We start from the raw sequence: 21,843 nt of genomic DNA, 5'->3' as shown, positions 1-21,843 counted from the left end.
TATCCTTTATTCTTGAATTACTTTTAAGGTCTTTCCATTAACAAAGTTTTCGTGAGATACAAAAAAGCTGTTATGTACTTTACCATTTAACTCAATTCTTTTAATTTTTCCGTTAGTATGTAATAGCCTTTCAATAACTACATTTTTATTTTTATAATATTTAGAATCCAACTGAATGGTAATTTTATCAAACATTGGTGCTGTAATAGCATACTTAGGTTCTCCCGGCGCTAATGGGTAGATGCCCATCATGCTGTATACCAGCCATGCAGACATAGTTCCTGTGTCGTCATTACCGGGCAATCCATCAGGTTTATTTGTAAAATACGTTTTTACAAGTTCTTTTACGGTTTTTTGACTTCTCCATGCTTCACCTTTTATATAATTAAACAAAAACGGATAGGCAATATCAGGCTCATTTGCCATATCAAACTGATTACTGTCAAATACAGTTTGTAATTGTTTTGTAAATGCTTTTTTACCTCCCATTAAAGTTATTAATCCTTTTACATCATGAGGCACCATAAAAGCATATTGCCACGCGTTACCTTCTATAAACCCTACATTTTCTTCAAAATTGGCTCCCGATAAGGGATCGAATGGTTCATACCAACTACCATCTTCTGTTCTGGGGCGTAATAAGCTTAATTTTTTATCGAATAATTTTCGATATGAAACCGAACGCTTTTTAAATCGTAAATAATCTTCTTTATAGCCTAAGGCTTTTGCTAAAAGGGCTATGGAATAATCGGATGCATTATATTCTTGGGTCGTTGATACCGGGCCACGATATTTTGTTGTTAAATAGCCTTTTTCTATATATTCCTGAAGTCCTGGACGCAACGGATTATTAGTTACCTGATCGGCACCTTTTAACATGGCCTGATAGGCTTTTTGTACATCGAAATCCCGAATTCCCTTTAAATAAGTATCTGTAATAACAATACTGGCAGGATCTCCCACCATAGTAAATGTTTCTGTGCCATTTAATTCCCATTTAGGCAACCACCCGTTTTCGTCGTACATCTCTAACATGCTTTTAACCATATTAGACTGTTGTTGCGGATATACTAAACTCATTAGTTGATGCAAATTCCTGTAGGTATCCCAAAGCGAGAAAACGGTATATCGTGTTCCGTTTGTTTTACCTATTCTACCTGTTTTAATTTCTGGAAATTCACCATTAAAATCGTTTAATGTATTGGGGTGGATTAGTGTATGGTATAACGCGGTATAAAAAATAGTCTTATCGTCTTTAGTACCGCCTTCAACTAAAATTCGGGAGAGTAACGTGTTCCATGCGTTATAGGTTTCTTTATAAAGGGTATTAAACGATTTATCTCCGGTTTCCTGTTTTAAGTTTTCCCGTGCATTTTCTATACTTACATAGGATATCCCGATTTTTACCTCAACGGTTTCCGGTTTTTCAAACTGATATGAAAAATAGGTCCCTATGCTATCGCCAACAACCATTTTTGTTGTCTGTTCCATAACACGTGTTTTTCCGTTATAGGTCATCCATTGGGCTTCTACCCCTGTATAAGTGGATGGTTTTTTCCATACACCAAATGTGCTTGCCGGTTTAGAAAATTTAGCTACAAAATATACGGGGTAAGCTGCTTCTGGACTATTGTAACAAAACGAGCCGACACTGCGCATGCCTTCTATTTCTGTCGGGGAAACAACTTTAACCATAGCGCCCTCTTCGTTGGTTAAACCTAAACCTAAGTTTAATAAAATATTAGACTGCCCTTTGGGAAATGTAAATTTGCTTATACCTACGCGCTTTGTTGCTGTTAATTCTGCTTTAACATTGTACTTATCAATTTTAGAACTATAATATGCTGTTTTTGCTACTTCGCCTGAATAGGTCGACCCGTATTTTAAATGATTGGTTTCTAATGCTCCTGTTGTTGGCATTAGTAATATAACACCTAAATCCGGACAACCAACACCACTTAAATTTACCTGGCTAAATCCTGTTAGAAATGTATTTTCATATATATAAGGGGTAGAGAGCCATCTGCTATCTTTCTCTAAGGGCAAGTTTTCAGGGCCTGCTACATTAAAGGGACTTATGCTCGCCATACCCCGGGGTGCAATAGGCCCCGGATAAGTGGCTCCAAAATTTGAAGTTCCTATAAAGGGATTAACATAGTCTGCCGGGTTTTGCCCGTTAGCACAAGTAAACACTCCTAATAAAACTATCGGGCTTAGCAATATTCTAATGGTGTAGCTTAAACGCATATCCTTTTACTTTTGTTTTCTATCGGTTTATTTTTTCAACCTTTAAAGTCCAGGCTTCTTTTGAAGGTAAATTATTTCTAAGACCTTCTGGGATGATAACTTTAAAACCTTTATCTAATTTTTCCCATTTTAATCGCTTTTTTGAACCCAGCATAGTAATCTTCGTTCCTTTTTTGGGACTTATAGATTCTACAATAACCTCGGCCGGTATTTTATCTTCACCTTCTTTAGCCATATAAAACAAGAACACATTACTTGCTTTGTTTTGAGTCATACAGATGTTTTTTTCTTTAAATGGCGCTATAGGTTTTGTGTTATAAATAGCACTACTATTTACTTTCATCCATGCTCCGTAATCTTCTAAAAGTCTGTATGCTCCTTCCTGCCATTCGCCATCCGGGCCCGGAGCGATATTTAGTAGCAAATTTCCGCCTTTAGCTACAATATCAATAAGCATGTGGATACCTTCTCTTCCTGTTATATATTTTGCATCTGGTGTATAAGACCATCCGCCTCCTGAAATAATACAAGACTCCCAAGGGTAAGGCAATGTTTTTTCCGGAATACGATTTTCTGGTGTTAAATAATTTTGGTTTTTTCCATGAACGGCTCTGTCTACAACAATCAACCCGGGTTGTTTTTCCCGTGCTTTAACTACCAATTCGTCCATTTTAATATCCTGGTTTACTATACTCGTTTTTTGAAAACCACCTTTATTATCGGCCAGCATTCTTTTATAGCCCTCATTTATCTCTTCTTGGGATTTTTTTGCTACCCAGCCACCATCTAACCATAAAATATCAACGTTACCATAGTCTGTTAATAATTCTAAAATCTGATTATGGGTAAAGTCAATATATTTTTGCCATTTTTCTGGGTAAGCTTCCGGATCGTAATTTACATTTCTATCAAAAGGCGGAAAATATGGGTCCCAATAATTTTCGTGATGCCAGTCCGGTTTAGAGAAATAAGCCCCTATCCATAAATCTTCATTTCTAAAAGCATTAAACACTTCTTTGGTAATATTGGCTCTGGGATTACTACTAAATGCACAGGCCGGATCTGTAACCTTGTAATCGGTATATTTAGAATCGAACATAGAAAATCCATCATGATGCTTTGTTGTAAATACCATATATTTCATTCCTGCTTCTTTTGCCGCTTTAGCCCATTTTTCAGGATTAAATTTACCCGGATTAAAGGTTTCTTTTAGGCTTTCATAATCCTTTTTATATTCAAAATAGTTTTCAGGACCGGATGCTTTTTTACGTTCACACCATCCATAATCTTCGGGGCATAACGACCAGGATTCTACAATTCCCCACTGGCTATATGTTCCCCAATGCATTAATAGTCCAAACTTTTTACCTTGCCATTCTTCTAAATGCTCTAAAACCAACGAATCTGTTTCCGGTACATAACGCTCATCTTCGTAAATGGCTTGTGAAAACAATTGAACTGAAAATAAAATTACTACTAATACTATTCCTCTTTTCATTTTAATTTTTTGATTATAATTATTACTGCTACGTTTTAACATTCTTACTGCCTAATGATTAGGAACTAAATACTCCTCTTAATTTACTAAGATTTCGTCTACAAACACCCAACTGTCTCCACCTTTTGGGGTCTTTTTTAAATTTGTGGCGATTATTTTTACATATCTGGCGGTTTGGGGTTTAAAATTAATTTTAAAATCTTTGAGTTCTGCCATGGGGTTAATTGCAAACGGACGTTCCAAAGATCCTGCTTCATTAAAAGTTACACCATCATTAGAACTTAGTACTTGTATTTTTACAGGAAAATAAATACCTGATCCCTGATTTTCTAAAGCACCTACTACAACTTGTTTTATAGTCTCTTCTTTTTCTAGGTCAATTACAACTTCCATATCTGCTACCAACCAAGCTTGCCACTGGCCATCGTGAAAGTTCTTTGTGCCACGAATAACATTTACCAGACCAATGTTTCCTGCGCCTTTATAATTCTCATTATATGGTGTTTTATAGCTTACTTTATCACCTACGGCTTTATGAAATTTTATAGTATCTGTAAATGTGCGCCCTACCGGGGTATTATCTTTAAATAATGAGGCTTTTAAAAGTGTGGTCTCATTAATTTTTATGGTATCGCTATATGGTGTGGCAAATTCGTTTATAGCTTTATTTCCCAGGACATAACGAATATCGGCGTTTGGAAATTCGTTCTTTAAAGTGATCCTAATTTCATTTTTATCGATATCTATGGTATAATCTGATGTTACTAAATAAGCACTTTTTGCATAATTGATCCCTAAATAGTCGTAACGCTTAAAAAGGCTTTCCATTCTAAGTGAAAAATCCTCCCAGTTTCGCGATGCTTTCGGGCTCCAAACGGCTTCAGACAGCGCTGCTAATCTTGGAAAAATCATATATTCGGATTGGTCTGTTGTTGGAATGTATTCTGCCCACAAGTTAGCTTGCCCACCTAATACATGTTTAGCTTCTTTAGTTGTCATAGAATCAACAACGGGATCGAATTGATATACTTTACTAAGTGGTGTAAATCCTCCAAAGGCTAAAGGTTCTTCGTTTTGAGGCCCTTGATAATGGTCGAAATAGCAGTGTGTTCCTGGCGTCATAACAACATCATGACCTGCTTTTGAAGCTTCCATACCGCCTTTTACACCTCGCCAACTCATTACTGTAGCGTCTGGCGCTAAACCACCTTCTAATATTTCGTCCCAGCCTATTAATTTTTTTCCTTTGGAATTAATATATTTTTCCATGCGTTTTACAAAATAACTCTGTAACTCATGAACATTTTTCAACTCTTCTGTTTGCATTCTTTTTTGACAATGCGGACAGGTTTCCCAATTTGTTTTTGTGGCCTCATCGCCTCCTATATGAATATATTTTGAAGGAAAAACAGCAACCACTTCATCTAAAACATCTTCTAAAAACTTAAATGTGCTCTCTTTTCCTGCACAGTAAATATCTGTTATAGGCCAAACTCCCCCGGATGGTACGGCTATAGGTTTTTCGAAACAGGACAGTTCCGGGTAAGCTGCTATTGCAGAACTTACATGTGCGGGCATTTCTATTTCTGGAATAATTTCTACATTTTTTAACTGGGCATACTCAACAAGTTCTTTTAATTCGTTTTGTGTTAAAAACCCACCATATGTTCCTTTTTCTTCCGGGCTTACTTCAAGCCTGGCATTCCAAATAACATCTTCCTGGTCTACCCGCCATGCCCCAATGTCTGTTAATTTTGGATATTTCTTAATTTCCATTCTCCAACCCTGGTCATCAACCAGATGTAAATGCAACACATTCATTTTATGCATTGCTAAACGGTCTATCGTTTGCTTTATATAATCTGTTTTGAAAAAATGGCGCGACAGGTCTAACATTAATCCCCGCCACTGAAAACGTGGCTCATCATTAATTAATACATTAGGGATTTCCCAGGTACTATCTGCGATTACAGTTTTACTTTCTATGGCTTCGGGAAGTAACTGTCTAATGGTTTCTAATCCATAAATAAACCCTGCGTTCCCTTTGGCTGTAATGGTAATATGATTTTCTGAGACTTCTAAGGTATAGGCTTCACGATTAAGACTATCATCATTTTTAAATATAATATAATTGCTTTTCGGGGCTTTTAATGAAATCTTAAGAGACCATCCCGCAGCCGTTTCAAACTTATTAATTAATGCTCTAGATATATCCTCCTGAAATTTATTAGCTGCAACAAAAACAGTTTGTTCTGAAAACTTAAAAACACCCGGTTTTAATATAACTTCTACCGGCTTAGGAATTATATGAATAGCCTCTTTTTTTTCTAATTCTTTGCCTTTAACACAGGCATTCAAAACGCATATTAAAAAGGCGAGTATATAGTAATTATATCTGTTCATATTATTTTTTTAATGATGGTGTTATCTTAAATTGATACTGATAGTTTTTTTCTAAAAGTCTGTATTTTTCCATAGGTAAAGCGCCCCAACTATCAATACCTCCTAGGCCCATTTGCTTATAATCTATTTTTAAACTGGTTAGATTCCGTTCTTTAATATCTGCTGCATTTCTTTGGTCTTTTTGCAAACCATCGTCTAAATCTTCATTTAAATAATGCAATGCTGTTATACTAAATAAATCTGCCGATTTAATGTCTAACTTAATTTTATTATCCGAGAGTTGCATCCAACGTACATCGGTCTTGTTTCCTGTTTCCTGGGGGCGGATATATGGATAATATTGTTCTGAAACGGTCTGGCTATATACCCCTACTTTAGCACTAAAGTTTCTATCTATGTAATTCTCGTATGGCCCTCGCCCGTAGTAACGTAGCGTATTAAAATCTTTGGGTAAAACCATTTCCATACCAAACCGGGGTAACATGGGCAGCTCTTTATCTTTATCGCTATGTAATGTTTGTGTAACTCCTAATACACCATCGCTATTTATTTTATATGTTAGTGTTAATTCTGAAAATACTTCGGCTAAACTATAAACCGCTTTTACTGTTATTACCTGATCTTTGGAGGTATTATAAGACCAGTTTACTAATGCCGGATGCATCATAGCTGTTTTCCATGGCAGTAATTTTGTTTGTAAACCTGCTCCCATATCATTATCGTTGGGTGCCCGCCAAAAGTTTGGCCGTAATTGATATCCTGCTTTTAAAACAGGGGTATTATTAAATGTATAACCACTTATAAAGCCTGTTAATTTATCGAATTCGATAGTGGTATGTTCACTTTTAAAAACAACTTTATCTTTAGTGTTTTCCACAGTCATTTTAGTACCTCCGGAAACGGTCATATCATTTTTCCAAAGTCCTTTTAAAGGCAGTTGTTCGGTAGCAATTTCAAAACCTTCTGGTAAAAAAGGTGCTTCCGTTTTTAAACAGTAGCTTACATTTATAAAGGCTTCTTTAAAGGATTTTCCGCCTAAATTTACGGGTAAGGCATATATTTTTTCCTGTTGCGGTTTAATGTCTAAAGCTGTAATAACACCCCTATCTTCCGGCACACCATCTAATAGCAATTGCCAATGTAAACTCACATTACTTAAGTCTTTAAAGAAAAACTCGTTAAACACTTTTATGGTAAAAGAGGCCTTATCTTCCCAAGAGGTATGAATATCTTGATGTACATTTTTCATTTCAAACGCATGTGGGTTTGGTTGGCGTTCTGGATTAAACACACCATTGTTTAAAAAGTTGTTATCACTTGGTACATCTTCAGGCCCAAAATCGCCACCATAAGCAAAAACAACGGTTCCGTCTTTTCTTGTTTTATAAACCGATTGGTCTATCATGTCCCAGATAAATCCGCCCTGAAAGTTTTTATGCGCCCTGATAACATCCCAATAGTCTTTAAAATTCCCCATAGAATTCCCCATAGCATGGGCATATTCACACTGAATAAAAGGACGTTCCGGATTCGGATTTGCTTTAATGTAGGCTTTCATCCCATCGGGAGAATTATACATGGGATCTATAATGTCTGAGTCCCAATCGAATTTTAAACTTTCACCTTCCCAACCTGCTGTTGTAGCTCTTTCATATTGTATGGGTCTTGACGGGTCACGTTGCTTCAGCCATAAATAGCCGCGATAAAAGTTATAGCCATTTCCCGCTTCGTTACCCATACTCCAGATAACAATCGAGGGGTGGTTTTTATCACGTTCTACCATACGTTGCATACGTTGTAAGTGAGCCAATTCCCAATTGGGTTTATTCCCTAAGGTTTGGGTAATACTATACCCCATTCCATGAGATTCTAAATTGGCTTCATCTACTAAATAAATACCATAGGTATCACATAAATCATAAAAATAGGGATCGTTTGGGTAGTGTGACATTCTAACGGCATTGATATTAAACTGCTTTAAAACTTTAATATCTTCTTCCATACGTTCCCTGGAAATGGTCTGTCCTGTAACAGGGTCTGTTTCATGGCGATTAACTCCTTTTATATAAACGGGTTGTCCGTTTACCAAAAGCTGGCCGTCTTTAATTTCTACTTTTCTAAAGCCTGTATTTTGCGGAATAACTTCTTTCGTTTTTCCTTTCTTATCTTTTAAAATGAAATAGATTTGGTATAAATTGGGAATTTCTGCACTCCATTTTTTTGGGTTTTTTACACTAAAATTGAAAGTTGCGTTTTTTACCGATTCATTAAGTTTGATACTTTTAGAACTTATTAGTGTTGAGCCATCTTTTAACTGAATGTCTAAAGTGTATCCCTTCTTCTTTTTAAACTCTGAAAATGTGGTTGAAATTTTTAAACTTCCATCTTGATAATCAGCATCCAAATCCGGTACTATTTCGAAATCTATCAGATGTGATTTGTTCCTTATGTATAGGTAAGTATCTCTTGTAATACCACTCATACGCCAAAAATCCTGGCACTCCAGATAGGAACCGTCGCTCCATTTCATAACTTTTAAAACAATCGTGTTTTCACCTGCTTTTAAAAATGTATTTAGTCTGAATTCCTGCGGAAGTTTTCCGTCTTCTCCATAGCCCACATAAATACCATTAACCCAAACGGTAAGATTAGATTTTGCGGCGCCTACATGAAGTAGAATCTCTTTTTCTTTCCAATCGTCTTTAATGGTAATGGTTTTTCGATATACCCCAACAGGATTGTACGTTGTAGGCACTAAAGGCGGATTTACTTTAATCAGGTTATCAAAATCGTAAGTTGTATTGGTATAAACGGGATATCCGTAACCATTTACATCCCAGTTGGCAGGAACCTTAAAATCATCCCAGGCAGCATCATTATATTCTGTTTTTTCAAACCCATCTGGTAATTTATCTGGGCTCTCCACATACTTAAACTTCCAGATTCCATTCAGGTTTAAATAATTTTCCGATTGTTTCCAATCGCCTTTTACGGCTAAATCTTCATTTTCATATACATAATAGGATGCATGCATAGGCATCCTGTTTTCTTCATTAATTTTTTCGTTTTGCCAAAAGGGCATCTTTTCCTGGGCCACAATTGGAAGTGACGATGTGATAAATAATATTACTATTACGAGTTTAATTTTCATTATTTACCTTAGTTATCCCAGGTCATTTTAAATTGAGCATCTTCCATTCTGTTCCCTTTATCTTCTTCATAAACGGCATAATTAAATCCGGAACGCAGACTGTAACCACCATACTCACCTGCTTTATTTACGGCGATAAAACCAACTTGTAAATATTCCATGTCTTTATGGTTTTTGTGCTTGTTATAAATACGTTCTACAATTTCTTTACAAGCTTGGTTCGGGCTTTTTCCTTGTCGCATTAGTTCTACAACCATAGCACTTCCTGCTGTTCTTATAACGGCTTCTCCTAAACCTGTTGCCGCCGCAGCACCAACTTCGTTATCTAAAAATAAGCCTGCGCCTATAATTGGAGAGTCTCCGACACGTCCATGCATTTTCCAGGCTGCTCCGCTGGTTGTACACCCTCCGGAAATATTACCGTCGTTATCAATAACCAACATGCTTATGGTATCGTGATTTTCTATATTAATTACGGGGTTATACTTAGACTCCTCTAACCATTTTTTCCAATCTGCTTCTGATTCCGGTGTTAACAAATTTTCTTTTTCAAACCCCTCTTCTAAGGCAAATTGAAGAGCGCCTTCGCCAGCCAACATAACATGTGGTGTGTTTTGTAATACCCGTTTTGCTACAGAAATGGGATGTTTAATACCTTCTAAAAAACATACCGATCCGCAATTGCTGTTATGGTCCATAATACAGGCATCTAAGGTTACATGACCTTCTCTGTCGGGATAACCGCCATAACCTACACTTCTTATTTTGGGGTCGGCTTCTGGAATTTTCATACCGGCTTCGATAGCATCTAAAGCAGGTTGTCCGTTTTTTAATTGGTTCCAGGTTTCTTCATTGGCCGGTAAACCATGATTCCAGGTGGAAATAATCAATGGCTTTTTTTGTGGTTTTTCACTAGCAACAACTTCAGTCGTTTCGCTTTTGGCAACTTCTTTACAGCTTAAAGCTGTACTTATTCCGATAGTTCCTAAGGCTGTTTTTTTTATAAAATCTCTTCTATTCGACATACGTTTTTGTTTTAATTGAAAACTTTAGCGGATAGTGCCATTTTGTTTTTTGCGGTTTTACCCGGGGTATTTCCCATTGGTATACTTTATTGTAAACCAGCTTTAGTTTCTTTAATTGTTTTTAGGTTTGCCTCTGTTAAGGCAGGCCCATCAAAAAAAGTAACGCCTTTAGCTCCATTTTCTTTTGCTAACAGTATTGCCACTTTTAGTTCTTCGTTAGATTTTAACCCTGGAAGGTAAATTCCTGTATTTAATCCTATATGTTTTCCTTCTAAGTCTTCAACGCCTTGTCTGGTAACTTTTCCAATCCAGTCGATACCTTCATTGTAAAAGTTATTATAGATCATAGGATATACCTCATCTATATTCCATTTATCCCAACGTTGCCGCACCATGTGATCTGCCATTTCGGGATAAGGAAAAACGGCTGCGGTTAATGTTTTACCATGCTTATGCGCTATTTCATAAGCGTGGTTTACTACGTTTCTTATTTGGTTTAAACGGAATTGTTTCCATTCCATATCAATTTCCGGATGCTCCATTGTTCTGGGGTCTTTTCCGAATTTTTCAATAAAAGCATTTATACTGGCATCGGAATAATCAAAATCGTAATCGGGTAATTCTGTGTTTTGTACTAAGTTATATTTAGGTAATAATCCAACGGGTAAAAACACATCCGGGTAACGAATGTAATCTAAGTGTACACTTTCTATGCCTTCTACTTTTGCTAAACCTTCTAACAACCCATAAATATGTTGTCTCGCTTCTGGGTTACTGGGGGATAACCATTGGTAATAATCTACATAAGGGCGATCGTCAAAACAGGATTTACCGCTTCTGCTTACCATATACCAGTCTGGATGTTGTAAAGCAATAGAATCTCCCGGACGATTCATAGTCATAATCCAGGCATGTACTCCTAATCCCTTTTCTTTTGCCACAGGTACTAACCGTTTTAAAAGCTCTGGGTCTGCATTGGTGTTTATTAACACTTCATCGATACCCGCGTTTTTATATTTTTCAAATTCCTGAGCGTAGTCTTCATTTGTTCTTTTGGCATCGGCAGTAATCCATACGCCAAATTCAAAAGGATTTTTTGTATTTACTACTTCTGGCAGGTCTTTATCTGCCATTTTTGTTTCTTTATCTACACATGAAAAAATACTAAGTGTAACTACGATAAAGTATAGTTTTAATAGTTTCATTACGCGTTTATTTTGAAATGATTTTACCATCTTCTTTAACAATTAAGGTTTTATTTGAAAAAGGGCTTTTTACAGAAATATTATATCCTGATAAATGATTCTCTAATATAGGTCTTAGTGTTTTGTTACCGACAGTAATGTCTTTTTTAGAAATACTATCAAGCGATGTTGCCCAAGAGTTATGTACTTTGTAATAGGCTTTTTGTGCTCTGTACAAATTGTATAATTCCCATTTTACTTTTTCGTCTTCGGGGATTGTAAACGTATCTTTTTCTCCTACTTCTTTTGAAGAAAAATAGACATACCCCCATTTTTCCGGTTCGTGCATATTAATAACACCTATTGGAGACCACACCCAATTATATTCTGGAAGAAATTTTCCTGCGGAATCTTTTTTCCGTTCATACTGTCCGTTAACGATACTGTGTTGCCAGTTTACCCTAGAGAAATTTACCCTCCAAAAATGATTTTCGGGAACATTCTCATGATAATAAGATGCTTTATAGGCAGCCCACGGAATAGCCATTTCTAACATCCAGCCTTCATCGGTATCTGATGCATTGTTTAGTGTACCGTTTATTTTTACTGCCGATTTTAACCCTGTTAATGTCCAATCGTTTAAAACAACATTTTCTTCTCTGTAAGGTTTATTAATAAATAAATCCCAGGCTGTATTTAAAGCATTTATTTCTAATTCATAATAATTATGGGTATCTCCGTCCGGATCAATAAAAACTTCAAAATCGTTATTATAAAAAATAATGGTATCACGCTGTTTTAAAGTAGCCCAAACATGGGGTTCTTCCATTTTTGCCAGAATATAAAAATAAGTATCGTCCCAAAGCATTTTTACTTTGGTTTGATACTTTGGTTTTATAGTGCCTTCTATATCAATAAAAGCATCTGTCCATTCGGTTTTATTCCAGGATGTATCGGATTCGTCTCCATCAATCACAATATGTTCCGGTGTTTTATAGGCCACATATTTTTTGGGAATAATAGTGTGGTTCGATTGTGCGCATCCGAATAAAGTATTACAAACTGCAATTATTAATATGAGCTTTGATTGCATACGTTATAAGCTGTTGTTTTTTGTAAATTCAATAACCTCGCTAAGTTTACCAAATGCCATAGCAACTACAGTATCTGCGGCACCATAATAAACGGCTAGTTTATCTTCATCGATATCGTGCAATGCGGCACAAGGAAATACCACATTAGGAACGTCTCCTATTTGCTCGTAAGTTACTGCCGGCCCTAATAAATAAGGCTGTGTTCTGTATTTAACATTTTCGGGGGCATCTTCTTCTAATAGTGCCGCACCCATAGCATATCGGAATCCATTACAAGTATTAATAACGCCATGGTATAACATTAACCAGCCATCATCGGTTAAAATTGGAATTGGCCCTGCTCCTATTTTAGTACATTGCCATGCGCTGTCCTCAAAGGCTGTGGCTTTCATTACACAACGGTGTTCGCCCCAGTATTTCATATCTGGGCTGTAACTTATGTAAATATCTCCAAAAGGCGTGTGCCCGTTATCACTTGGGCGGCTTAGCATGGCATACTTTCCATTTATTTTCTGTGGAAATAACACCCCATTTCTGTTAAATGGTAAAAAGGCGTTTTCACATTGATAGAATGTTTCGAAATCGAAAGTATATCCTATTCCTATTGTCGGGCCATTATAGCCATTACACCATGTAATCCAATAACGATCTTCTATAAAAACCACACGCGGGTCGTATTTATAGTCTGATTCTATCATTTTTGTATTACCTGCCTGCATTTCTATAGGCTCATGATTAATCTCCCAATCGATACCGTTTTTACTAAACCCTGCAAAAATATTCATTTGCACAGCTTTATTATCGCATCTAAAAACACCGGCAAACCCATCTTTAAAAGGCACTACAGCACTATTAAAAACACTGTTAGACGATGGTATGGCATATCTATCTATTATTGGGTTTTCAGAATACCTCCAAATAACATCTTTACAGTTTTTTGGTCTATCTTGCCAAGGAATTTTATTCATTTTTTTACTTTAATTTTTCTTTATTTTATTCATTATAAAACGGACATCCTTACTTATTAATCTGTTATTTTTCTAACTTTATCCAACCATGTATACTTTAATATGATTGAAGTTATTAAAAAGATAATAAATGAAATTATTGTTTTTGGGTAATCTCTAATTAAAAGAAATATTGGAAGCACAATCATGCTCGATTGCCATATAATTCCTATGGCACAGTTTAACATATCTTGCACAAAATTATTATTCTTTGTGAAAGCCTCATCTTCAGACTTTAAAATATTATAAATTGGTTTCCACCAACCCCATGGTCTTACATTACTATAAAAAGACTTTAAAACTTTTGTGTTTGTTGGTTTTGTAAAAAAGGTTCCCAATAAACAGCCTATTATAGAAAATCCAAATATAATTGGAAATAAGAAAATGGCTTGCAACTCGGTTAAATCATATAACCAAGAGCCTGTATTGAAACTTCCTTTGTGTTGGCCTAGCACAAATTGTAACGACGCAACCACAAGCCCAGCAAACATCCCCCAAAAATAGCCCCAACCATTAAAACGCCACCATACCCATTTTAAAAAATTGGCGGCTACATAACCTCCAAACAAGGCACTAGTAATCCATAACGTTAACGAATTAATGGAGTTAGCGAAAAAGCCCATAAAAACACCTAAGCCAACCACAAAAAATGAAGCGATGTGGCTTATTTTAACATAGTGTTCACTGGTGGCTTTTGGTTTAAAGTATTTTTTATAAATATCATTAACAATATAAGCAGGCCCGGCATTTACAAATGCTGAAAATGTAGACATAAAAGCAGCTAATAATCCTGCTAGCAACAAACCTTTTATTCCAACTGGGACATGGAAATTGATAACTTTTGGTAATAATATTTCCAAATCCGCTCCACTTAATAAAGGATTACTGTTCATTTCTGGAGCTAATGTTACTAAAGCAATAACAACAATTCCCGCAATTAATAAATACCTAGGAATAAATAAAATTAAATTAGTAAATCCACTCATATATGCTGCTTCTTTTACCGATTTTGTTGAAAGAATTCGTTGCAAATCATAACTGGGTGTAGGGCCAGCAACACTAGCAAAAAATCCTTTGAATAAAGACATCCCTACCAAAGCCCCAAACATTTTATACCCTTCGGAGTCAATTAGATTATTAAAAGCCTGATATTTAGAACTCCAATGTGAATCCAGTTCCCATCCAAAGAATACATTTTTCCATTCCTCAGAAATAACTGATGTTATTTGAATATCTGTGTAATAAATTATAGTATAGCCTGCAACAAGCAACCCCGCAATAACCATAATTCCATACTGTAGAACCTCAGTGGCCACTACCGAGAACATACCTCCTTTAACAGTATAAACTGTCGTTAAAAAAATAATGATCAATGCATAGGATTGTTCAGAATTAAAAATAATTGTATCGTTATATTGAAGGGTTAAGTCCCAGGGCAAAATGACGGTCATGAACTTGCCTATCCCTTCAAAAAAATAAGCAATAAAACCAATAGCTGAAATAATAGCAAAAACAGCAACTATAATATGTGAAGCTTTACCCGCTCTGTCATTTCCAAAGCGTGTTAAAATCCATTCAGAACCTGTCATTATATTTGATTTCCGTATCCAAACAGCCAAGAACATCATCACGAAAATTTGATTCCAAATAGGCCAAAGCCACATAAACATGAAACTTTTCACACCATATAAAAATAAAATACCAACCATCCAAGCAGTACCCGAAATATCAAACATTCCAGACCCATTACTTAAACCCAAATAATACCATTTAATGGATTTTCCACCAAGGAAATAATGGTCTAATCCTTTTGATGCCTTTTTAGAAATCCAAATACCAACACCTACTGTTAATAGGATATAAAATATAATAATACTTAAATCTATGATATCCATATTAATATTGTCTGTTTTTAGTCATTAAACCCCAATTTTTATTGGGTTCAGGACTCATGTTAAGATGAAGGGTTCCGCCTTGGATAATTTGTTGATGGGAGATTGATGTCTTATTAAATTCTTTGCCATTAAGTGTTGCGGATTTAATATAAATGTTTTTATCGGAAACATTTTCTGCTTCAATCACAAATGCTTTTCCATTAGAAAGATGAATTGTCGATTTTTCGAAAACCGGACTCCCTATTTCATAGTTCCCAGAAGCTGGATTCATTGGGTATAAGCCAATAGAACTAAATACGTACCAAGCAGACATTTGACCACAATCTTCATTGCCACTTAATCCATTTGGTGTTGTATTGTATTGTGTATTTAAAATTTGTTTTACCCAATATTGAGTTCGCCATGGTTTATTTGCATGATTAAACATATACGCTATATGATGACTTGGCTCATTACCATGTGCATATTGCCCTATTAGACCTGAAATATCAGCTGATATATTATCTCCCGTAATTTCAGAGCTTTCAGTAAACAGCTGCTCCAAGCGCCTTGTAAACATGTCGTTATTACCATGTAATGCTATAAAATCTTCAACATTGTGTGGTACAAACCAACTGTGCTGCCATGCATTGCCTTCTGTATAATCGGTATGTTCTCTGTGATTAGAATGTTTTGGATCAAAAGGTTCATTCCATACGCCATCATCAGATTTTCCGCGCATGAATCCTGTTTCTGGATCGAATAAATATTGATAGGCTTTTGATCGATTTAAAAAATACACATAATCTTCTTCTTTACCTAAAGCCTTAGCCATCTGCGCCACACACCAATCATTAAAAGCATATTCCAAAGTAATAGTAACCGATTCATCTAATAAATTATACGGTATATAGCCATACTTTTTATAAAAAATCAAACCGCGATCGTCCTGCATCATGGTTTGTTTCATCGCTTCATAAGCTTTTTCAGCATCAAAGCCTTCAATTCCTTTTATATAAGCATCTACAATTACTGGAATAGAATGATACCCTGTCATCGTGTTGGTTTCGTTAGCATAGAGCGTCCAAACAGGTAATATCTTTTTAGTTTCGTAATAGGCTAACATTGAATTAACGATATCTGAAACTTTGTTTGGCGCCAAAAGTGTAAGTAGTGGATTTTCTGCCCTAAACGTATCCCAAAGTGACAATGTAGAATATGCGGTGTAATTATTAGCTGCTACTATGCTATCATTCTCTTTTCTAAATTCCCCATTTTTATCGCTATATGTTACTGGTGCTAATTGTGAATGATATAGTGCTGTATAAAAAATTGTTTTAAGCGAATCTACAGGTGTTTCAACTTCTATTTTATTTAAAGCGGCATCCCAAATCGTTTTAGCATCAGCTTTTACCTTTTCAAAATTGAAATCATTCGTGTCTAAATTATCTTTTGCATTTGCAACACTTACAGATGAAACTGCTACTTTTGCAAGTAGTTCATCGCTATTGTTTGTGCTAAAAAATAATTGTGTTGCAACTTTTTCCCCGGCTATTAAATTATCTTCAATTTGTTTTCCATCAACTACTAATAAATGTTTTGCAATTGGTTTAGAGAATTTGGCAACAAAAAACACTTTTTGATTTTTTGCCCACCCTTTACTAAAGCGAAAACCACTAATAGTATATGCATCTTCAATTGTAATAGCTGTTTTTAGAGGTGTATCCCAATTAATGGCAAAACCTAAGTCTACAATAATAGATTGTGTATTACTATTTGTGAAAGTATACTTATGATAAGCCGTGCGTAAAGACGATGTTAACTCAACATTTATTTTATGTGTTTCTAGAAAAACCTGATAGTAACCCGGAGCAGCTTTTTCGTTTAAATGATTGTAGGATGATTTATAAGGTAATGAATCTCTGTTCTTTGTATTGATTGTTAAATCAACCTGTTCATTTATTGGCATAAACAAGATATCGGCTAAATCGCCAATACCAGTGCCACTTAAGTGCAAATGGCTAAACCCAACAATTATAGAATCTAAATAATGGTAACCAGAGCTCCAATCCCAACTTGAAACACCATTATCTGGACTTACTTGTAGCATTCCAAAAGGAACAGTTGCCCCAGGATATGTATGCCCGTGGCCACTTGTGCCAATAAATGGATTTACATATTCTACTAATGGTTTTTTATGTTGATTGTCTTTAAGACTTTTATTTTTACAACTGGTATTTATTAAACCTATAAATAAAATAAATAAAGTAAAGTTCTTCATATATAAGTTCTCATAATTAAACTCTAAATTTTCATTAATTTTACCATTAATAAAAGTAATTTAGACGGATAACATATTAAAAGCCCTAAACACCAAAAAAACATTAATTAATATTTTTTTAATAATGAATGATAATTATGATAAGTTTTATAGAATATCATGGAAATATCACATAATCTTTTGGTCCCTATATTTTTTGTTTAATACGTTTCGTTGGGGCAGCTATTTTAATGATTATGTGTATTCTTTGAAATCCAACCTATTGGGTTTCCCAATTCACATGACATTGTGTTATTTAAATATTTTTGTTCTAATGCCTTTTCTAATTTATAGAAAAAAATATATTCTTTACATACTGTCTGTTTTAACATCCATTTTCATTATGGTTTTGGTTAAATTTAATCTAACTTATTTATTAATAAGCCAGAATGTTTGGCCAGAAGGGCCAGAACCTTTAGATAAATTATCTCTCAATTATACTATAGACATGATGATTGGCGAACTTTATGTTATCACATTTGTTACTGCCATTAAAATAACATTAGATTTTTTAAAGGAACATAAAAGAGTTGCAGATCTTGAAAAAACGCAACTGGAAACAGAATTGCTCTTTTTAAAAAATCAAATTTCACCTCATTTTTTCTTTAATACACTTAATAACATTTACTCCTTATCGGTAGAAAAGTCTAACAAAACACCAAGAATAATTTTAAAACTTTCAGAATTAATGCGGTACCTCCTTTATGAAACAAGAGGGAAACGGCAAACTTTAGAGAACGAAATACTTTGTATTCAAAACTATCTAGATTTGGAAAGGGTTAGGTACGATGATTCATTAGAAGTAACCATGTCCATCTCAGGAGATATTCAAGATAAGGAAATTGCTCCCATGCTATTGTTAACATTTATTGAAAACGCATTTAAACACGGTGCTAATAAAAACATAGGGAAAGTGAAAATAGACATTAACTTTAAAGTTAAAGAAAATTTTCTTTATTTTACAATATCCAATCCCATGCCAGTAATTTCCAACCATAAAGAAAATTTGAAACAATCAAGTGGTATTGGGTTAGAAAATGTCAAGAAAAGACTTGATTTGGGCTACGACAAAAATGATTATAATTTGTCTATCAAGACTAGAAACAATAAATTTATCGTCAGACTTAAAATTAAAGTGTGTTAAAATTAAACACCTTTAAAGAGATGACCTCCAAGTAATTATAGCTAAATTGATTATAACTAAGAAATAATAAATAGATATGAAAGTAAAGTGTTTGATTATAGATGATGAACCTTTAGCTATAAATGTTATTAAAAACTATTTAGAAAAAATTGAGGGTTTTGAAATCATAAACTCATTTGGGAATGCTATAGATGGATTGAACTTTTTAAAAAGTAATACTATTGATGTTATTTTTTTAGATATCAATATGCCTGTGCTAGATGGTATTAATTTCATTAAAAGTTTGGAAAAGCCTCCCTTATTAATAATCACTAGTGCATATGATGAGTTTGCAATAGAAACATACGAATTGGATGTGTTGGATTATTTAGTTAAACCTATTGAGTTCCCTAGGTTTATGAAAGCAATAAATAAGATTAACAAAAGGCTTGAAACAATAAATAAAATTTCTTCAGATAGCAGTAAGGAGCGCCCCTTCATTTTTGTGAAGATTGACAAAAAAAAAATGAAAAAGATTTTTCTAGATGAGATTTTAATCATTGAAAGTTTAAAAGATTATTTAAAAATCAACACTCTGGATGGAAAATACATTGTGCACAGTACATTAACAGATTTTACAAACCTGTTACCTTCAAGAGATTTTATAAGAATACACCGTTCTTATACCATAGCAATTGATAAAATTGATGCGGTTGAAGGAAACAGTGTGGAAATTGAAGGCCTTAGATATGTGATAGGCAGATCGTATATAGATGAAGTAAAACATAAAATTTTAAATTCTTCCATTTAGAATACAAAAAATTGATGGCTATCTTTTGTGCAAAAAAAAGATAACCATCATTAACAAAAAAAATAACTAAACTTAAGTATTATATTTTAAAGTGGTAACGTTTGAACGCTTCAATAGCTGCATAATCTGCCAAACCTAGCTCATTATACTTTTTTGCCGTAGCTCTATTTCTGTCTTCAACACGTACCCAAAATTCTCTATTGTCATCACCTTGAAACATCACACCATCTTTTTGGGATTGGTGATAAAAAATAGCATGGCGTTTCTTAAGCACCTGTCCGGGACTCATTGGTACCGCCATTTCAATTTGGTAAGGTTCCCATTCGTGCCATGCACCACGATATAGCCATACCCAACAATCATTCATATACGATTTATGCTTAAGGATTTTTAAAGCTTCAAACAATGCATCTAAGCAAACTTTATGCGTTCCATGGGGATCCGCCAAATCACCAGCAGCATAAATTTGATGTGGTTTTATGGTTTCAATTAGGTTACAAATAATATCTATATCGGCTTTAGAGAGATTATTTTTCTTTACACTCCCTGTTTCGTAAAAGGGAAGATCTAAAAAGTGAACATTCGAATCGGGTAATCCTAAATATCTAGTAGCAGCCAAAGATTCGCTTCTTCTTATTAATCCTTTTAATTTTCTAACTTCAATAGAGTCTATATCATTCTCAGATTTGTTCTTTAAAAAATTTATGATGCTTTCAATTTCTCTTGAGTTTGAATTTAAAGCTTTGGAAATTTCAGCAAATTTTAAAGCTTCTTCATTAGAAACAGCAATATTTCCTGAAGTCTGATAGGCAACATGAACCTCATGCCCTTGTTCTACCAACCTATCAAAAGTACCTCCCATTGAAATAACATCATCATCTGGGTGAGGGCTAAAAATAATAACTCTCTTTTTTGTTGGAGTAGAACGTTCTGGCCTGTATGTGTCATCAGAATCCGGTTTTCCCCCAGGCCAACCCGTAATGGTATGCTGTAATTTATTAAACATTTTAATGTTCAAATCGTACGCTGTACCCTCTTCCGTTAAAAGGCCAGACATGCCATTATCATTATAATCTTTATCTGTTAACTTAAGAAAGGGCTTGTTTGTTAATTCACTTAGCCAAACAACGGCTTTAAGTTTCAATTCCTCTGTCCATTTACAAGACTTGACCAGCCAAGGAGTTTTTACCCTTGTTAGCTCAGACGAGGCTTCACTATCTAAAACAAATGTTGTATTATTATGTTCTTGTAAATATGTTGCAGGTACTTGAGACGTAATTTCACCCTCAATGGTTTTTTTAAGTATTTCTGCTTTACTTATCCCCCAGCCAAGCAATACAATTCTTTTTGCATTTCTTACTGTATTAATACCCATTGTAATAGCTTTTCTAGGAACATTATCTATTCCCAAAAATGTTGGAGCCGCATCTATGCGGGTAATATGGTCTAGGGTTATACTTCTTGTTCCCGAGTTAATATGAGAACCTGGTTCGTTAAATCCAATATGACCTGTTCTGCCAATACCCAAAAGCTGAAAATCCAACCCTCCATAAGATTTAATTTTCATGTCATAGTCTATACAATACTGGCGAAGATTCTCAGCACTAACTTTGCCATCTGGAATATTTACATTTTCGGGTAAAATATCTACATGATTAAAAAGGTGTTCGTGCATGAAGTAATAATAACTTTGAATATTCTCCTTGTCCATTGGATAGTACTCATCTAAGTTAAAAGTAACGACATTTTTAAAACTCAACCCTTCTTCCCTATGCATTCTAACTAGCTCTTCATAAACTTTTATTGGAGAAGATCCCGTTGCCAATCCTAAAACACAAGGCTCATTTAACTCCTCTTTTCTTTGAATTAAATTTGCTATTTCTTGTGCAACTAAAACAGAGGCCTCAAGCGAAGAGTCGAAAATAACGTTATGAATTTTTTCAAAACGTGTGTCTTCAAATTTCCCTGCTTCTTTATAGCTTATTTCTTCCTTTTCTTTATAGCTTATTTCTTCTTTAATCATCTGGTAGAGGCTATTTATATTAATAACATTAAAATTAATAATAGACTACTACTTACAAACAAAAATTCGACAAATAACTTGTG

The 21,843-nt window shown here is 34.8% G+C and carries 13 protein-coding genes; 2 read left to right on the top strand and 11 right to left on the bottom strand.

Annotation, left to right across the window (positions count from 1 at the left end; genetic code table 11):
* Positions 1-6 precede the first annotated feature (6 nt).
* The 10 genes from AC5SR4_RS07395 to AC5SR4_RS07350 form a co-directional block, all read right to left on the bottom strand.
* The gene (locus tag AC5SR4_RS07395; protein WP_495358898.1) at positions 7-2,247 is read right to left on the bottom strand and encodes a GH92 family glycosyl hydrolase; all 2,241 of its coding nucleotides are present in this window, start codon (positions 2,245-2,247) and stop codon (positions 7-9) included.
* Positions 2,248-2,266: 19 nt separating this feature from the next.
* Positions 2,267-3,745, bottom strand: a complete 1,479-nt coding sequence (locus tag AC5SR4_RS07390; RefSeq protein ID WP_495358897.1) for an alpha-L-fucosidase — start codon at positions 3,743-3,745, stop codon at positions 2,267-2,269.
* Between the two features lie 78 nt (positions 3,746-3,823).
* Positions 3,824-6,148 (bottom strand): glycoside hydrolase family 20 protein, encoded by a 2,325-nt coding sequence (locus AC5SR4_RS07385; protein WP_495358896.1) that lies wholly within the window; start codon positions 6,146-6,148, stop codon positions 3,824-3,826.
* A gap of 1 nt (position 6,149) precedes the next feature.
* On the bottom strand, positions 6,150-9,299 hold the full coding sequence (lacZ, locus tag AC5SR4_RS07380; protein WP_495358895.1) for a beta-galactosidase, LacZ type: 3,150 nt from the start codon (positions 9,297-9,299) through the stop codon (positions 6,150-6,152).
* 8 nt (positions 9,300-9,307) lie between these two features.
* Positions 9,308-10,324, bottom strand: coding sequence for an isoaspartyl peptidase/L-asparaginase family protein (locus AC5SR4_RS07375; protein WP_495358894.1), 1,017 nt, complete (start codon positions 10,322-10,324; stop codon positions 9,308-9,310).
* A gap of 86 nt (positions 10,325-10,410) precedes the next feature.
* On the bottom strand, positions 10,411-11,529 hold the full coding sequence (locus tag AC5SR4_RS07370) for a family 10 glycosylhydrolase (RefSeq protein ID WP_495358893.1): 1,119 nt from the start codon (positions 11,527-11,529) through the stop codon (positions 10,411-10,413).
* Between the two features lie 7 nt (positions 11,530-11,536).
* Entirely contained in the window at positions 11,537-12,601 is a 1,065-nt protein-coding gene (locus AC5SR4_RS07365; RefSeq protein WP_495358892.1) for a carbohydrate-binding family 9-like protein, read from the bottom strand.
* Between the two features lie 3 nt (positions 12,602-12,604).
* Positions 12,605-13,570, bottom strand: a complete 966-nt coding sequence (locus AC5SR4_RS07360; RefSeq protein ID WP_495358891.1) for a glycoside hydrolase family 130 protein — start codon at positions 13,568-13,570, stop codon at positions 12,605-12,607.
* 56 nt (positions 13,571-13,626) lie between these two features.
* Entirely contained in the window at positions 13,627-15,504 is a 1,878-nt protein-coding gene (locus tag AC5SR4_RS07355) for a sodium:solute symporter family protein (protein WP_495358890.1), read from the bottom strand.
* A 1-nt stretch (position 15,505) separates the two neighbouring features.
* Positions 15,506-17,764: a GH92 family glycosyl hydrolase gene (locus tag AC5SR4_RS07350; protein ID WP_495358889.1), complete on the bottom strand. Its 2,259-nt coding sequence runs from the start codon at positions 17,762-17,764 to the stop codon at positions 15,506-15,508.
* A gap of 124 nt (positions 17,765-17,888) precedes the next feature.
* Between AC5SR4_RS07350 and AC5SR4_RS07345 the strand changes: the two genes are divergently transcribed.
* A complete protein-coding gene (locus tag AC5SR4_RS07345) occupies positions 17,889-18,947 on the top strand; it encodes a sensor histidine kinase (RefSeq protein ID WP_495358888.1) in 1,059 nt (352 codons plus the stop codon).
* 76 nt (positions 18,948-19,023) lie between these two features.
* Positions 19,024-19,737 (top strand): LytR/AlgR family response regulator transcription factor, encoded by a 714-nt coding sequence (locus tag AC5SR4_RS07340; protein ID WP_495358887.1) that lies wholly within the window; start codon positions 19,024-19,026, stop codon positions 19,735-19,737.
* A 79-nt stretch (positions 19,738-19,816) separates the two neighbouring features.
* On the opposite strand, the gene nagB is transcribed toward AC5SR4_RS07340, so the two are convergent.
* Positions 19,817-21,760 carry a glucosamine-6-phosphate deaminase gene (gene nagB / locus AC5SR4_RS07335; protein ID WP_495358886.1) on the bottom strand — a complete coding sequence of 648 codons (1,944 nt, stop codon included), beginning with the start codon at positions 21,758-21,760 and terminating at the stop codon, positions 19,817-19,819.
* Between the last annotated feature and the right edge of the window lie 83 nt (positions 21,761-21,843).

It is taken from the genome of Aestuariibaculum scopimerae (assembly GCF_059428085.1).
Note: the sequence above shows the minus strand (reverse complement) of the source record. Positions and strands in the feature narration are given on the sequence as shown.

Bases quoted from the DNA above. Each gene is read 5' to 3' on its own strand.
- AC5SR4_RS07395 (WP_495358898.1), bottom strand. From the start codon at position 2,247: ATGCGTTTAAGCTACACCATTAGAATATTGCTAAGCCCGATAGTTTTA.
- AC5SR4_RS07390 (WP_495358897.1), bottom strand. From the start codon at position 3,745: ATGAAAAGAGGAATAGTATTAGTAGTAATTTTATTTTCAGTTCAATTG.
- AC5SR4_RS07385 (WP_495358896.1), bottom strand. From the start codon at position 6,148: ATGAACAGATATAATTACTATATACTCGCCTTTTTAATATGCGTTTTG.
- lacZ (WP_495358895.1), bottom strand. From the start codon at position 9,299: ATGAAAATTAAACTCGTAATAGTAATATTATTTATCACATCGTCACTT.
- AC5SR4_RS07375 (WP_495358894.1), bottom strand. From the start codon at position 10,324: ATGTCGAATAGAAGAGATTTTATAAAAAAAACAGCCTTAGGAACTATC.
- AC5SR4_RS07370 (WP_495358893.1), bottom strand. From the start codon at position 11,529: ATGAAACTATTAAAACTATACTTTATCGTAGTTACACTTAGTATTTTT.
- AC5SR4_RS07365 (WP_495358892.1), bottom strand. From the start codon at position 12,601: ATGCAATCAAAGCTCATATTAATAATTGCAGTTTGTAATACTTTATTC.
- AC5SR4_RS07360 (WP_495358891.1), bottom strand. From the start codon at position 13,570: ATGAATAAAATTCCTTGGCAAGATAGACCAAAAAACTGTAAAGATGTT.
- AC5SR4_RS07355 (WP_495358890.1), bottom strand. From the start codon at position 15,504: ATGGATATCATAGATTTAAGTATTATTATATTTTATATCCTATTAACA.
- AC5SR4_RS07350 (WP_495358889.1), bottom strand. From the start codon at position 17,764: ATGAAGAACTTTACTTTATTTATTTTATTTATAGGTTTAATAAATACC.
- AC5SR4_RS07345 (WP_495358888.1), top strand. From the start codon at position 17,889: ATGAATGATAATTATGATAAGTTTTATAGAATATCATGGAAATATCAC.
- AC5SR4_RS07340 (WP_495358887.1), top strand. From the start codon at position 19,024: ATGAAAGTAAAGTGTTTGATTATAGATGATGAACCTTTAGCTATAAAT.
- nagB (WP_495358886.1), bottom strand. From the start codon at position 21,760: ATGATTAAAGAAGAAATAAGCTATAAAGAAAAGGAAGAAATAAGCTAT.